Annotated in this window: 13 protein-coding genes and 1 tRNA gene; 7 read left to right on the top strand and 7 right to left on the bottom strand. The window is 63.1% G+C overall.

All coding sequences use genetic code 11. From position 1 onward, the window contains the following. Positions 1 to 62: 62 nt before the first annotated feature. Positions 63 to 893, top strand: coding sequence for a PIG-L family deacetylase (locus tag OB905_02070; protein ID MCU4924770.1), 831 nt, complete (start codon positions 63 to 65; stop codon positions 891 to 893). Positions 894 to 959: 66 nt separating this feature from the next. Here OB905_02070 and OB905_02075 read toward each other — a convergent pair whose 3' ends face one another. Beyond that, positions 960 to 1,568 carry a plastocyanin/azurin family copper-binding protein gene (locus OB905_02075; GenBank protein ID MCU4924771.1) on the bottom strand — a complete coding sequence of 203 codons (609 nt, stop codon included), beginning with the start codon at positions 1,566 to 1,568 and terminating at the stop codon, positions 960 to 962. Positions 1,569 to 1,782: 214 nt separating this feature from the next. Here OB905_02075 and OB905_02080 point away from each other — a divergent pair, with 214 nt between their 5' ends. The 3 genes from OB905_02080 (at position 1,783) to OB905_02090 (ending at position 4,347) form a co-directional block, all read left to right on the top strand. After that, complete coding sequence (locus OB905_02080) at positions 1,783 to 2,451, top strand: helix-turn-helix domain-containing protein (protein ID MCU4924772.1); 669 nt, start codon at positions 1,783 to 1,785, stop codon at positions 2,449 to 2,451. A gap of 143 nt (positions 2,452 to 2,594) precedes the next feature. Continuing rightward, positions 2,595 to 3,440 (top strand): PRC-barrel domain containing protein, encoded by an 846-nt coding sequence (locus OB905_02085; GenBank protein MCU4924773.1) that lies wholly within the window; start codon positions 2,595 to 2,597, stop codon positions 3,438 to 3,440. A gap of 76 nt (positions 3,441 to 3,516) precedes the next feature. After that, a complete protein-coding gene (locus OB905_02090) occupies positions 3,517 to 4,347 on the top strand; it encodes a hypothetical protein (GenBank protein ID MCU4924774.1) in 831 nt (276 codons plus the stop codon). Between the two features lie 257 nt (positions 4,348 to 4,604). Here the strand turns inward: OB905_02090 and pyrI are convergent, their stop codons facing one another. Together pyrI and pyrB are read right to left on the bottom strand one after the other, a co-directional pair. Further along, the gene (gene pyrI, locus OB905_02095) at positions 4,605 to 5,081 is read right to left on the bottom strand and encodes an aspartate carbamoyltransferase regulatory subunit (protein ID MCU4924775.1); all 477 of its coding nucleotides are present in this window, start codon (positions 5,079 to 5,081) and stop codon (positions 4,605 to 4,607) included. Continuing rightward, a complete protein-coding gene (pyrB, locus tag OB905_02100) occupies positions 5,074 to 5,991 on the bottom strand; it encodes an aspartate carbamoyltransferase (protein MCU4924776.1) in 918 nt (305 codons plus the stop codon). Before pyrB ends, pyrI begins: the two co-directional genes overlap by 8 nt. 588 nt (positions 5,992 to 6,579) lie before the next feature. Here pyrB and OB905_02105 point away from each other — a divergent pair. Further along, positions 6,580 to 7,533, top strand: a complete 954-nt coding sequence (locus OB905_02105) for a D-2-hydroxyacid dehydrogenase (GenBank protein ID MCU4924777.1) — start codon at positions 6,580 to 6,582, stop codon at positions 7,531 to 7,533. Positions 7,534 to 7,819: 286 nt separating this feature from the next. Continuing rightward, a complete protein-coding gene (locus OB905_02110) occupies positions 7,820 to 9,208 on the top strand; it encodes a metallophosphoesterase (protein MCU4924778.1) in 1,389 nt (462 codons plus the stop codon). A gap of 73 nt (positions 9,209 to 9,281) precedes the next feature. Here the strand turns inward: OB905_02110 and OB905_02115 are convergent. Beyond that, a tRNA-Lys gene (locus OB905_02115) sits at positions 9,282 to 9,355 on the bottom strand. 148 nt (positions 9,356 to 9,503) lie between these two features. Between OB905_02115 and OB905_02120 the strand changes: the two genes are divergently transcribed. Further along, positions 9,504 to 10,952 (top strand): DHH family phosphoesterase, encoded by a 1,449-nt coding sequence (locus OB905_02120; GenBank protein MCU4924779.1) that lies wholly within the window; start codon positions 9,504 to 9,506, stop codon positions 10,950 to 10,952. A 6-nt stretch (positions 10,953 to 10,958) separates the two neighbouring features. Here the strand turns inward: OB905_02120 and OB905_02125 are convergent, their stop codons facing one another. From OB905_02125 to OB905_02135, 3 genes are read right to left on the bottom strand one after another with little or no spacing between them, the layout of a single operon-like run. Continuing rightward, on the bottom strand, positions 10,959 to 11,252 hold the full coding sequence (locus OB905_02125; protein ID MCU4924780.1) for a PRC-barrel domain-containing protein: 294 nt from the start codon (positions 11,250 to 11,252) through the stop codon (positions 10,959 to 10,961). Positions 11,253 to 11,288: 36 nt separating this feature from the next. Continuing rightward, positions 11,289 to 12,443: a phosphotransacetylase family protein gene (locus tag OB905_02130; GenBank protein MCU4924781.1), complete on the bottom strand. Its 1,155-nt coding sequence runs from the start codon at positions 12,441 to 12,443 to the stop codon at positions 11,289 to 11,291. Then, positions 12,440 to 14,539, bottom strand: coding sequence for an acetate--CoA ligase family protein (locus OB905_02135; protein ID MCU4924782.1), 2,100 nt, complete (start codon positions 14,537 to 14,539; stop codon positions 12,440 to 12,442). The genes OB905_02130 and OB905_02135 overlap by 4 nt, the downstream gene beginning before the upstream one ends. Positions 14,540 to 14,581 lie beyond the last annotated feature (42 nt).

Genomic DNA, 14,581 nt, shown 5'->3' on the forward strand with positions numbered 1-14,581 from the left:
TGTGTCTCGTCCGAGTGGGTGGGAACCACAATCGTTTCGGCAACGCGTCGTGAGTGGCCACCATGAGCGACGATCACAGCCTCCTGGTGGTGGGCGCCCACCCCGACGACTGTTCGATCAAAGCCGGCGGTATCGCTGCGAAGTACGTCGAGGCAGGGCGGGACGTGACGTTCCTCTCGGTCACCGACGGCAGCGCCGGCCACCACGAGATGGGGCGTGCCGAACTTGCGGCTCGCCGGAAACGCGAGACCGAGGCGGTCGCCGAGACGTTAGGAATCGACTACGAGGTGTTCGATATCCGCGACGGCCTGCTGGAGGCGACTCTCGAGAACCGCCGACGGCTCATCCGGTTCATCCGCGAGGTCGAACCGGACCTCGTCCTCGGTCCACGGCCGAACGACTACCACCCCGACCACCGCTACTGCGCGGCCGTACTCCAGGACGCCGCCTACACGCTGATCGTCCCGAACGTCTGCCCCGAGGTGCCCGCCCTCTCGGAGAACCCCGTCTTCGGCTACGTCGCAGACCACTTTCAGAAGCCCGCTCCCTTCGAGCCGGACGTCGTACTGGACGTAAGCGACGTCGAAGACCGGAAGGTCGAGGCCTTACACTGCCACGAGTCCCAGATGTACGAGTGGTTGCCCTACACCTTTGGCGAGCTCGGTTCGGTACCAGAGGGCGAGGCCGAGCGACGCGCATGGCTCGCCGACGACGGTCTGAGTCACCTCTCAGAGAACACCGAGATGAACGTCGCCGATCGGTTCCGAGACGAGCTCGTCGAGCGCTACGGCGAGGATGCAGGATCGGCGGTCGAACACGCTGAAGCGGTCGAAATATCAGAGTACGGCGCGGCGCTGACCAGCGAGTTGCGCGAGGACCTGTTCTTCTTCTAACCTCGAATCTGGCGGACTACCAGAGACGGCTTTTTGCTTCAGATGTGGTGGGTTCCCCGGATCGGCTCAGACGATCTCGATATCACCGACCATCGTTCCTTGGTGTGGATCGCAGACGTACTCGACCATCTCCTCGCTGGCCTCGAACTCGAGAGTTTGGGTCTCACCCGTTCCTGAGATGACGTCGGTTTCGTAGTCGTCGACGACCTCACCGTCTTCGTCTCTGATCTCGATGTTGTGCCCGACGCCGTCCTGGTTCTCCCAGGTGATCTCGTAGGTCTCTCCCTCTTCGAGAATCAGCGTGGGATTGTCCTCGCCGGCAATCTCCTCGGGCTCGACGCCCTCCCAACCTGGCGTCCGTCCGTCTAGTAGGATCTCGCCGGGCTCGATCGCGTCACCGTTTTCTTCGTCGTCCTCGTCCTCATCCTCCTCGTCCTCTTCCTCTTCTTCGTCTTCGTCCTCTTCCTCTTCCTCTTCGTCCTCTTCATCTTCCTCGTCTTCTTCATCCGGGTCATCGGTTTCTTCGTCCTCCTCATCCTCTGGGTCGTCTGTTGCTGGATCCTCTTCGTCTTCTGGATCGTCTGCTGGATCCTCCTCCGGGTCGTCACCGGGCCCTTCGTCCGTACAGCCGGCGATGAGAGCGCCAGCAGCAGCGATACCACTCAGTTCGAGCATACGTCGGCGGGAGAGCGAATCGTCTGGAGACATCGTTTCAGTGTGTTTGAGGGTTCTCAGACGCATAGGTAACTGGCCGTCACTTGCATGGTCCTCTAGCGCGGTAGACAGACGACGAGCAGACCGTTGCGGTAGCGTGACTGTCTCGATTGGGGCTACTAGCATCTTTGGAGGTGTGGTTAATGCGATCCTCCAAGAAAGACAGTATACGACCATGACTGCAATCGCAGATCTCGAACTTGCGGCGGGGACGGCGGGACTCGGCGAACTCTTTGACCGAGTGCCGGACATCAGATGCGAGATGGAACGCGTCGTCGCTTCCGGGGAACGGAATCTCTGGCTGTCGGGTCGAGATCGAGACGCGGTCGAAGCGGCGCTCGACCGGTCCGACCGGATTGTCGACTGGACCCACCTCTGTGAGCGAGACGATCGCCGACTGTACAGCGTCGCATTCGACGGCGAAACCGTCGACATCTTCGATCAGGTCGTCGACGCTGGCGGAACTGTCCTCCGAGCGACGGCCACTGACGGATCGTGGCAACTTCGGGCCAGGTTCAGCGAACGGGAACGAGTCAGCGATCTCTACGAGAGTCTTCGTGCCGCCGAAACACGACCGCGAATCGTCCGTCTGGTCGATCTCGATACGGCGGTCTCTTCGCGCGCCGGGCTGACGCCCCAGCAACACGAGACGCTCGTGGCCGCGATCGACCACGGCTACTTCGAGATCCCGCGGGAGACGTCGATGCAAGAGCTCTCCGATGAGCTCGGAATCTCCCACCAGGCCCTCTCAGAGCGTCTCAGGCGGGCGTATCGATCGATCGTCGCTGCCGAGCTGGACGTGACCGACGATCGACGCTCCACGCCGTCGATGCCGTCGGACTGAAGCGGTACCCGCGTTCCCACCCCGAGTCTTCGCATCGACACGCATGATGCGTGCGCCGAGATGTAACGTGAGACTACGTAGCACGGGAGGTGTCACACGCAAGCATCACCGGCTTGCCGCAGGTCGTCGTTTCTGTGTTTGCAATGTGTGCACAGTTCAGTGACGACGACGTTGGGAAAAGCGTCGTCAACGAGAACGGCGATGAAGTTGGAATCGTCACCGCAGTCGAACACGGTACTGCCCATGTCAAACCGGACCCAGGTGTGACGGACACGATCAAAGCAAAGCTGGGCTGGCAGGGGACTGACGACGAATCCTATCCCCTTCAGGAGCCGGCAATCGCTAGTGTGACCGACGATGCGGTCCACCTCCAGGGAGACCTCGGCGGGACGAGTACGGGCCGTGGCACCGATACGACAGGAAGCAGGGAGGGGACCACCTCGGTCGGCGACGACTCTGGAACGAGAACGGACGAACCGGGATCGATGACTGGACAACCCGGAATTAGCGACCACGATTCACAGACAACTGGAAGCGAAGCAGCCGGTGGCAGTAGCGTCATCAGTAGCGACGACGATGACAGCATGCTCGGCGATGACGATGACAGCATGATCGGCGACGACGATGACAGCATGCTCGGCGATGACGATGACAGCATGATCGGCGACGACGATGACAGCATGCTCGGGGACGATGATAGTCGTGTTGGAGACGATGACGACGGTCTCATCGGGGACGACGATGACAGCATGATCGGCGATGACGACGACAGCATGCTCGGTGACGATGATGATAGCCGAATTGGGGACGACGACGACAGCATGATCGGGGACGACGACAGTCGTGTTGGAGACGACGACGACGGTCTCATCGGTGACGATGACGACGACCTCATTGGCGACGACGATGACAGCATGCTCGGCGACGACGATGACAGTCGAATCGGGGACGACGATGACGACGACCTCATCGATGACGATACTCGATAAGACGAGTCGAGAATCACTCGAGTGACGGGAACGCGTGGACGAACTGGTTTTACGCGTGGGGCGTCGAGAGGGGTGTATGCACGGCGTGGTCACGCGCAACGCGGCGGAACTGGAGTGGGGATCGTTCGACCGCGGATTCTTCGAGGCCAAAGACGTCGCAGGCCGGCAGGAACAACCGGTCGAGAACGGCGTGAACATGGTCTCGTGTTTCGCCGACAACGCCGCCGCCGACGCCGAGCCGTCGCTCGTGCCGGTCGACGACGAGGGAAATCGAGCGACGCGCGAACAGCCCTACTTCGACTGGGCGTACATCTGCCCGAGCGATCCTGACTACCGTCGCGGACTGCTCGAGATCGTCGAGGAGTGTGGGGCAGCAAGCGGCGACGTCCGTCTGGACGACGTCGGCTTTCCGCGCGGAGAGTACTGCCACTGCGAGCGCTGCCGGGAGGCGTTTGCCGCCTCCGAGTACGACGATCGCCACGAGTGGCGCGCGAGCGTCATCACCGCTTTCGTCGCCGATGCCACAGCGCGGATTCCGGGTCGAACCTATCTCACACTGTATCCCGACCCCTATCCAGGCCACCTCTACGAGCGGGCAGGACTGGACCTGGAGGCGCTCTCAGCTCACGTCGACGAATTCATCGTTCCAATTTACGACACTCACTACGGAACGACCTACTGGCTCGAGACGATCGCGAAGGGGTTCCAGAGCGCCCTTTCGAAGCCGTTCAGCGTCGAACTCTACGCGGTCGACGTCGACATCGACAATCTGGTTCGCGCGACAGCCGTCGCCGAGGCGTACGCAGACGCCGTCCTCTTTGGCTACGATGCGAGCAACGCCCGCGCGACAATCAGGCGAATGCAGGCCGACGAGCGAGACGGCGTCTCTCATGGCTCACCGTCCTAACGGCTGTTACCCAACCAGCGATACTCGGCAGCGAAGAATAGTTCGAGCGCCACGCGACCGCGAACGGCGCGGGGATCGGGGTTACTCGGTCGGTTCGTATTCGACGTCGATTTCGGAGGGGCCGCTGAAGACGACCTTCCAGAGGACGGCAACTACCACCAGCGCGACCAGGATTTTGAGTGTCCGGGACATATCAGTTTAGTCAACGCAGCGAGTGTACTTAGGAATTCTGTTAGTTCACGCACGATGAGGGGCAGTCAGGCATCGATCAGCGACGCAAACGCCTCTCTGACGATCGTCCCACAGTACGCACAGCGGACGCCGCCCTCGAGGACGTCAAAGCGCGAGTCGACCGGTTCGTTGCCGCCGGTGATACAGCCGGGGTTCGGACACGAGAGGACGCCCTCGACGACATCGGGGCGCTCGACGCGGTGTTTCCCGACGACTTCGTACTCGCGGACGATGTTGATCGTCGCGTCGGGCGCGATCAACGAGAGAACGTCGACCTCGTCCTGGCTCAACTCGCGCCCCTCGACTTTTACGATGTCCTTTCGACCGAGTCGCTCTGAGGGGACGTTCATCCCCACCGAGAGCTCCTCACCCTCGCTGCCGTCGATCCCAAGAATCGCGAGTACGTTTAATGCCTGGCCGCCACGGACGTGGTCGATGACGGTTCCGCTGTGGATCTTGCTGACCCGCAGGTGCTCGTCGTCAGCGCTGTGTTCCTCAGTCATCGGAATCACCCAGAAGACGGTCGAGCAGCGCCATCCGAACGGGGACGCCGTTGTGTGCCTGATCGAAGTACGCCGCGTGATCGGTGTCGTCGATCTCGGGGGCGATTTCGTCGACCCGGGGGAGCGGGTGCATCACGGTCAGATCGTCGCGCGCTGATTCGAGCGAGTCGGCGTCGATCTGGTACTGGCCGGCCACGTCGTGGTACTCGCTTTCGTCGGGAAAACGCTCGCGCTGGATCCGAGTGACGTAGAGCACGTCCAGCTCGGGAAGAATCGCCTCGATCTCTTCGTGCTCTTTGATAGATGCGCCTTCCTGGTGGAGGTCGTAGACGACCTCACGGGGCAGCGAGAGACTCTCCGGGCTAATAAAGTGCTGCGTGGCGCCGAAGTTCGTGAGGGCGTACGAAAGTGAGTGGACCGTCCGCCCGTACTTCAGATCGCCCATGATGCCGATCGTCAGATCCTCGAGACCGGCGTTTTCCCGGATCGTATAGAGGTCGAGTAGCGTCTGGGTCGGGTGCTGGCCCGCGCCGTCCCCGGCGTTGACCAGTGGCACGTCGACGAACTCGCTGGCCATCGTCGCCGACCCCTGCTTGGGGTGGCGCAAGACGAGCGCGTCCGCATAGCCCTCGAGGACCCGTACCGTATCGGCCAGCGTTTCGCCCTTCGTGACGCTCGACGATTCGAGTGCGCCCATATCCAGGACATCGCCACCCAGGCGCTTCATCGCCGTCTCGAAGCTGAGCTTCGTCCGCGTGCTCGGTTCGAAAAAGAGGAGCCCGAGCAGCCGCCCCTCGTGGCGGGTCGCGACGGCCGAGGGATCCTCGGCGATCGCCGCCGCGTGGTCGAGGACGTCCTCGATATCCGCCCGCGAGAGTTGTTTGCTCGTGATGAGATCTTCGTGTCGCATTCGTTCGAGTAGGCAGGTCCAGTCACCTTCAATCCACCCGTTCGCAGTCGCATTCGTCCCAATGGACTCCCGCGCGCTCGGGCCACTGCCGAGCGCTTCTCTCAGTGGTTGTAGGGCGGCTTCGGGACGGATCGGCCGCGCACTAACGCACACCGTGAGCAAAATACTTGAGATCATACCTACATTTTTCCGTGTGAACGAGAACTCCGCTACTGACGAACGCGACGAACTCGCGGGACGGGTCGAAACGTTAGAAACGCGTATTAACACTCAAACCACACAATTGCGGATTCTCTGGGGGATTGTACTTCTCGTCGGTATGTTCCGTATCACACCTCCCGGTGTCTGGTGGGCGCTGTTTCTCGTGCTTGTCATCGTTTTGGGTCTGACTCACGCCAGGTCAGATATCGTGTAGGCCTGCTCCGAGGAGGATATCCGTCGAAAATCGGCGTACGGCCTCGTCACCCGTACCGACCATCGCTCGGACGGCGCCGAGAGGTGCTACGGAAGTCCCATACTCTCGTATCAGAGATTCCCCAACGTGCTGCCTGCGGAACCGTTTTTTGCCTCGCCTGCGACCGCGCCCGTATGGGAGACATCGTCGTCCTTCGACGCGGAACGCACGGCGCGCCGGTATCCGAGTACGCCGAGGAGTTGCGAACGCGCCTGCCCGATTCGACCGTCTCGCTCGCCCGTACCCCGGACGAGGAGCGCGAACTGATCGAAGACGCGCAGTTCGTCACCGGGATGTCACTCGATCGCGAGCTGCTCGAGCGCGCCGAGGAGCTTCGGGTCTTCGCCTGCGCGTACGCCGGAACTGGCCACCTTCCACTCGACGCGCTCGCCGAGCGCGACGTAACCGTAACCAACGCATCGGGCGTCCACGGGCCGAACATCGGCGAGCACGTTCTGGGATCGATTCTCTACTTCACGCGGCGCTTTCACGTCGGCGCGCGCCGACAGCGCCGCCGGGAGTGGCGCCACTACCAGGCTCACGAGCTCCAGGGGTCGACGGTCACCGTCGTCGGCCTGGGAGCGATCGGGCAGGCGGTCTGCCGGCGCCTGGAACCGTTCGGTGTCGAGACGGTCGGCGTCCGGTATTCGCCAGCAAAGGGCGGCCCAGCCGACGAGGTCCTCGGCTTCGACGCGATCGACGACGCACTGGCCAGGACCGATTATCTCGTACTCGCCTGCCCGCTGACCGAGGAGACGCGGGGACTCATCGATCGCGAGGCGTTTCTCACCCTTCCGCCGAAGGCTGTGCTCGTAAACATCGCCCGAGGGCCCGTCGTCGACACCGACGCTCTGGTTGGGGCGCTGCGATCGAACTGGATCCGCGGGGCGTCCCTCGACGTCACCGATCCGGAGCCGCTTCCGGAGGACCATCCCCTCTGGACGTTCGAGAACGTCCAGATCACACCCCACAACGCAGGCCACACCCCCAGATACTACGAACGACTGGCCGATATCGTCGCAGAGAACGCCGGCCGAATCGACGAGTCGGGGTGGGACGCGGACCTCGAAAACCGCGTTCGAATCTGAAGACGAGCGTCTCGCGTTGTGACTGTCCTCCCAGCCATCGGTCCGAAAGGGGGGCAGTAGATACCGGACCCAAAGCCCGAGCCGAAACCGGCTCGGCTTCGGAGCTCCCCTCGTGCGTCACTCACTGGAGCGATTGCCTGACCACCCTCCCCCCAGTGAGTATGCGACGTTCTCTCAGGAATCCCTTAATGTTCGCGGTCCCGGAAATTCGGTTGCAGTTATCGACGCGGCCATCTGCCGGCAGTACGAAAACACCTTTTACCCAGCGGTCCGCACTGCAGAGCCGATGGCCGACAGCCCCGATGATCGCGTCTACTACGTAATCAGCGACCTCCACATCGGCGGTGACGAGCAGCTAGAAGAAGTGGAGTTTCTGGACGAACTGCTTTCGTTCCTTCGCGGCTTAGAAGAGACCGACGAGAACGCGGAGTTGCTCATCAACGGCGACGCCTTTGGGCTCTGGGAACTCACCACGATCTCCGGACTCGAGAAGTTCGACGCCCTGGTAGAGACCTACCCGAAGCTCTTCGAACAGTTCCGTGCCACCGGTGAGAACGTACCGATCACGCTGTTGCCGGGGAATCACGACCACGAACTGGCGGCCTACGACGAATACGTCGAGCGGTTCACCGAGTACAACGTCGACCTCGTGCAGGAACAGACGCTCAGCCGTCCCGTTGGCGACCGGACAATCCATTTCGAACACGGACACCAGCACGATTCGAACAACCGGATCGAGGACTGGGAGAATCCCCACGCCTCGCCGCTTGGCTACTACTACAACACGCTCGTGACGAGCCGGGCGGGACAGCTCTCAAACCGTGGACGGTACAACTGGCTCAAGGATGTCCAGGCCGTAACGCCCACCGAACGGATGCCCGTCTGGCTGTTCTCGAAGTACTTCTACCGGGAGATGAACCCGTTACTTCGGTACGCGCTGGTCCCGTTTCTCCTGCTGTTCAACATCAGTGCGCTGCTCGCAATTGGGACCGGGCTCGATCTGGCTGGCGTCTGGGAGATGCCCGTCGAGCGAACCACGGAGCTACTCAGTGGCTTCGGCCTCGCTGGCACGGCGGTGTATAATCTTCTCGTCGTCAACGTCGTCGTTGCCGGGCTGCTGGTGTTGTTGTACATCCCGTACTTCTTCATCAAACACGACCTCAAACGGACTATCGAGCGCTTTGGCGTCTTCGAGACCGATCTGACCGTCGACCCCGAGACACCATACGAGGATGCCGCCCGCGAGGTCTTCGCGGAGAATCCGGAGACGGCGGTCTTCTGTTACGGACACACACACAGACCGAGCGTCCGCGAGGTTGACGGCGGCATGCTCGTCAACACCGGAACGTGGCTCAAACGCCTCCACCGTCGTGACGGCGTTACCGGCCTCTTACCGCCGGTGTTCTACCCGTCTTACCAGCTCTGTGCCGTTCGGATCGCCGCCGAACCCGAGGGGATCACGATCGAACACCAGGCGATCGAGAAGCCAAGCCCCGGCCCCGAGGAGTTAACGCTCACCGAGCGACTGCTGACCCTGGGGCGGACGCCGAATCCCGAGCTACCAGAACCTGCGGTACTCGAGCGCGAGTCGGCACCACAGGAACCGGAACCACCGGAGGAGCCATCCGGGGCGACGGCTGCTGCAAGCGAGCGTTCGGACGGAGCGGGGCGGTAACCAGGTCTTTTGTACGGGCTCCGTACCGACGCTCTGGCTGCTTTGCCCCTCGTGTTATTGCTCCTGGCAAAAGCGGGCCGGGCGCGATTTGAACACGCGACCGTCTGATTAAGAGTCAGACGCTCTGCCTAACTGAGCTACCGGCCCTATACCCAGAATGTTCCCGCAGGCATTGAAATACGTTTCCCTTGGAAACCGCTGTGCCACACCGCCACACCGCCTCCGTCTCCCGGTCGTTCTCGGAACCTTCCACTCTTCGGGAACGTTAAGTGTTGTGGGTCCGACCACACGATCAATGAGTACGGGGGTTACGATTTCGTCGATATCTGACTACGCCATTCTGGGTTGTGGGAGCGTCGGCTACGCGGTCGCCGAGGAGCTCGTCGAACAGGGGAAAGACGTTCGCATTATCGATCGCGACGAGAGTCGCGTCGAATCGCTTCGGGATCAGGACTTAGACGCACGGACTGCCGACATCCGCACGGCTGCCTCGGCCGAGCTGGTCGCCGATCGGGACGTCGTCCTTATCCTGGCCTCCGACGTCGAGGCGAACAAGCAGGCTGTCGAGCACATCCGTGAGGCCGACGCCAACCAGTTCGTCGTCGCCCGCGCCAGCGACCCCGTCTCCGGCGACGAGCTGTCGGCAGTTGGTGCCGACGTCGTGATCAACCCCTCGGCCGTCATCGCGGACTCGGCGCTCCGAGCGCTCGAGTCGGGCGAACTCGAGTACAATGCGACCCAGCTTGCAGCGCTCGTCGAGAACGCCTCCGACCGGCTCGCGATCGTCACACAGGACAGCCCCGATCCCGACTCTATTGCCAGTGCAGCCGCGCTGCAGGCGATCGCATCCCACCTCGGCGTCGAGGCGGATATCCTCTATCTCGGCGATATGGGCCACCAGGAAAACCGGGCGTTCGTGAATCTTCTCGGAATCGAGCTGGTACAGTGGGACGAAGTGGATGACATCTCGGTGTACGACACCGTTGCGCTCGTCGATAATGCGACTTTGAGCACCGTCGACGTCGACGTCGACATCGTCATCGATCACCACGAGCCAGAGGCCGATCACGAAGCCGAGTTCGTCGACATCCGACCGAACATGTCCTCGACGTCGACGATCATGACGAAGTACATCCAGGAGTTCGACGTCAACGTCTCCGAGGAGGTCGCGACCGCGCTGCTCTACGGTATCCGCGCGGAGACGCTCGATTTCAAACGCGACACCACGCCTGCAGACCTCACTGCCGCCGCGTACCTCTACCCCTTCGCTAACCACGACACCTTAGAGCAAGTCGAGTCGCCGTCGATGTCACCCGAGACGTTAGACGTGCTCGCGGAGGCGATCGCAAACCGAGACGTCCAGGGGAGTCATCTCGTCTCGAATGCCGGCTTCGTCCGCGACCGCGAGGCGCTCACGCAGGCGGCGAACCACCTGCTCAATCTGGAGGGTGTGACGACGACGGCCGTCTTCGGTATCGCCGACGAGACGATCTTCCTCGCAGCGCGCTCGAAGGACATCCGGATCAACATCGGCAAGATTCTGGGCGACGCCTACGGCGAGATTGGCGAGACAGCGGGTCACTCGACGCAGGCCAGCGCGGAGATCCCACTTGGCATCTTTACCGGTATCGAGATCTCAGAGGATACGCGATCGACGCTGCTTCAGCTAACCGAGGAAGCGGTCAAACGGACCCTGTTCGACGCGATGGGCGTCGACGGGACCGAAGGATCGAACGGAAACTGAGGCCGGTCAGGCGACGATCTCTTCGTGTTCTTCGTCCGGATCGCGAAAGCGCTCGACGACGTCGTTGATCAGGATGACGTCGCCGACGGCCCGGACCCAGCGGTAAGGGAGGATAATTCCCGTCGAGCCCTGTGATTCGGCTTCGAACAGCTCCGAATTCAGTTTGCCGAGCGCGAGGCCACTGACGGCCGCCCCCTCGATGTTCAGTCGCAGATCTTCGACTTCGCCGACGAAGACGCCGTTGTTCGAGTAGACCTCGCGACCGACGATCGAGGTGATCTCTTGTGGAGTATCGTCCATGGCGTGACTCTCTCGCGGCGGACTCTTAATTCTTAGTCAGACGGATCGGCTGGCATCGCCGAGGATGTCGTCGACGGCCGCATGGTCCGTGAGCAGCGACTCCATCCGATCGACGGTTCGTTCGTCACGCGTCCGACCGCTTCGGACGACCGCCTCTGCGCGATCGATGGTCGAGACCGTGTCCGTCTGCACCGAGAGGATCGGGACGCCCTTCTTCGCGGCGCGCCCGAGAATCGCCTCCGACGGGCGGTGACCGCCGGTGAGGATCAGACACCGGACGCCCGGTGCCTCGAGGGCCGCCGTCTGGATCTCTGCGCGGTCGCCGCCGGTGATGACGGCGGCGTCTTTCGTCCGGCGGAAGTGTCGCAACGCGCTGTCGGCGCCCATCGCGCCGACGGTGAATCGCTCGACGTACTCGTCTGCCCCCGCCTCGGCGAGGACACGCGCGCCGAGTTCATCGGCGAGTTCGCCGACGGTCACGCCCGCGAGCGTCTGCTCTCGCGGGAGCACGCCGTAGACCGAAATGCCGCGCCCCTCGAGGAAGGGAACGGCGTCGGTCTCGAGTTCGTCGTACGCTGCGTCGGCGACGTCGTTGAAGATGACGCCGTGGAGGCGATCTCCGAGTAGGCGAGCGGCCGCCAGCACGTCGTCTACATCGCCAGCGACCTCGTAGGGCGCGAGCAGCAGGATCTGTGCGTCGAGCAGGTCGGCGACGTCGGCGTCGGTGAGATCGACGATCCCGCCGACGTCGAGATTGCCGCCGCCCTCGACGAACATGCGGTCGGTTCCCTCCGCGAGCGTCGCGTACGCCTCGCGGACGCGCCCGTGGATCTCCGCGGGCGTCTCGCGGCCGCGGATCGCCTGTTCAACGAACGTCGGCGAGTAGACCACCGGCTCGAAGTCGTGTAACTCGGCCTCCAGGCCGAGTACCTCGCGGGCCAAAAGCGGGTCCGAGTCGACGATTTTCCCGACGTTGCTCTGTAAGCGCGTTCCCTTTGGCTTCATATAGCCGACGCTGTCGCCGTCCTCGCGGGCCAGTCGGGCCAACGCGAGGGCGACGGCCGTCTTGCCCGTCGCCTCCTCGAGAGAGGCCACGACGAGCGGTGTCGTCTCCGTCCCGTCTGCGTGATCAGTGTCTGTGCTGTCTGCCGTATCGGTGCTGCCGTCCGGATCGGTGTCGGTGTCTGTCATGGTTCCTCCGTATCCACGGTGAGTCTGAGGTCGATCGCCTGTACGCCCTCGGGGCCGACGACTAACGGATTGACGTCGAGTTCGAGGATCGAGGGGAAGTCGGTCACGAGCTGTGAGAGGCGCTGGATCGCATCGACGACGCCCTCGACGTCTGCGGGCTCACGGCCGCGAGCGCCCCGCAACAGCGGTGCCGCGGTGATCTCGTCGACCATCTCGCGGGCCTGGTCCTCGCCGATCGGTGCGACCCGAACCGACGTGTCCTCTAAGATTTCGACGAAGATACCGCCCAGTCCGAACAGCAACAGTGGTCCGAACTGCGGATCCCGGTTCATCCCGACGATGGTCTCGGTCGTCCCCTCCAGATCGAGCATCTCCTGGACCTGGACGCCCAAGATCGTCGCATCGGGCTGGTAGTTTCGTGCCCGGGTGACGACGTCCTCGTAGGCGTCGTACACCTCCTCGTCTTCGACACCGACGCGAACGCCACCGATGTCGGACTTGTGAGAGATGTCGGGGCTGACGATCTTCAACACCACGTCGCCGTCGATTTCGGCAGCGACCTCGCGGGCCGCCTCGGGATCGTCGACAATTTCGCCAGTCGGCGTCGGGATGCCGTAGGCCTCGAGCAGGTCCATCGATTCGACCCCGAGGCGGGTGTCGCCCCGGTCTCGCGCTCGGTCTATCACCGCACGAGCACGCTCGCGATCGACGTCGTCGAAGGCAGCCGGCTCGTCGACCCGTCGATCACGGACCTCGCGGTACTGGGCGAGTGCGTCGAGCCCGGAGACGGCCCGCGCCGGATCGAAGTAGTTCGGGATGCCGAACTCCTTGAGGACCTCGCCTGCGAGACGGGCGCGCTCGCCGCCCATCATACTCGTGACGACCGGCTTCCCGTGTTTTTCGCGGATGTCGATGACGACCTCCGCGAGGCGATCGTACTTGAGGACGGCCGTTGGCGCGGCGACGACCACCGCGCTGCCGACGTTCGGGTCGGCAAGCGCTGCATCGAGAGCCTCGCCGAACCGGTCGACGTCGGCGTCGCCGATCGCGTCGATCGGGTTATGCAGGTTCGCTTCTTCCGGGAGCGACTCTGAAAGGCGCTCGACCGTCTCCGAGGCGAACGACGCCATCCGCAGTCTGGAGTCGCCGACCGCGTCTGTCGTCAGCACGCCTGGGCCTCCGGCGTTTGTCACCACTGCCACGCCGTCGGAGTCGGGGACCGGCAGGCCCGAGAGCGCGCGGGCGTAGTCGAACAGTTCCTGGACCGACTGCGCCCGGACGACGCCGGCCTGTTCGAGCCCCGTCTCGTAGGCGCGCTCGCTGCCGGCGATCGCGCCGGTGTGTGAGGACGCCGCCTGCGCTCCGGCGTCCGTCCGGCCGGACTTGACGAAGACGATCGGCGTCTCGTCGCTCACCTCGCGTGCCACCCGGAGGAACTCGTCACCCCGGTCGATATCCTCCAGGTAGCCGATGATGACGTCCGTCTCGGGATCGTCACCCCACTCACGGACGAAGTCGGTCTCGTCGAGCACCGATTTGTTGCCAAGCGAGACGACGTCGCGAAAGCCGACGCCCTGCTCGTTGGCCCAGTCCAGGACGGCAGTGATGAACGCCCCCGACTGGCTCATAAACGAGATCGAGCCCTCGCGAGCGCCCTCGGGACCGAACGTCGCGTTCATCCCGACCGGAGTGCTCATCACGCCCAAGCTGTTCGGACCAACGACGTTCAGGTCGTACTCGTCGGCGATCTCGCGAAGCTCTCGCTCACGGCTCGCGCCCTCGCTGCCGGTCTCTGCGAACCCGGCCGTGATGACGACGACGTTCTCAGTTCCTGCCTCGGCGATCTCTCTGACTGCCGCTAAGACGATCGGTGGCGGGACGACGACGACGGCCAAGTCGGCCGCCGGTGCGCTGGCCATATCGGGATAGCAGCTAAAGCCGAGGACCTCTTCCCGGTTGGGGTTGACGGGGATCACCTCGCCGTCGAAGTCGCCTCGGAGATTCTCGAGGACGGCTCGTCCAACCGCGCCCTCGCGGTCGGTCGCGCCGACGACAGCAATCGTCTCGGGTGCAAACAGCGCCGATAACCCTCCCATCGTGTGAGCCGTGGTTCCGCGGGGTGTTAAACCCGACTCCTG

This window comes from Halobacteria archaeon AArc-dxtr1, assembly GCA_025517425.1.
Taxonomy (GTDB): domain Archaea; phylum Halobacteriota; class Halobacteria; order Halobacteriales; family Natrialbaceae; genus Halostagnicola.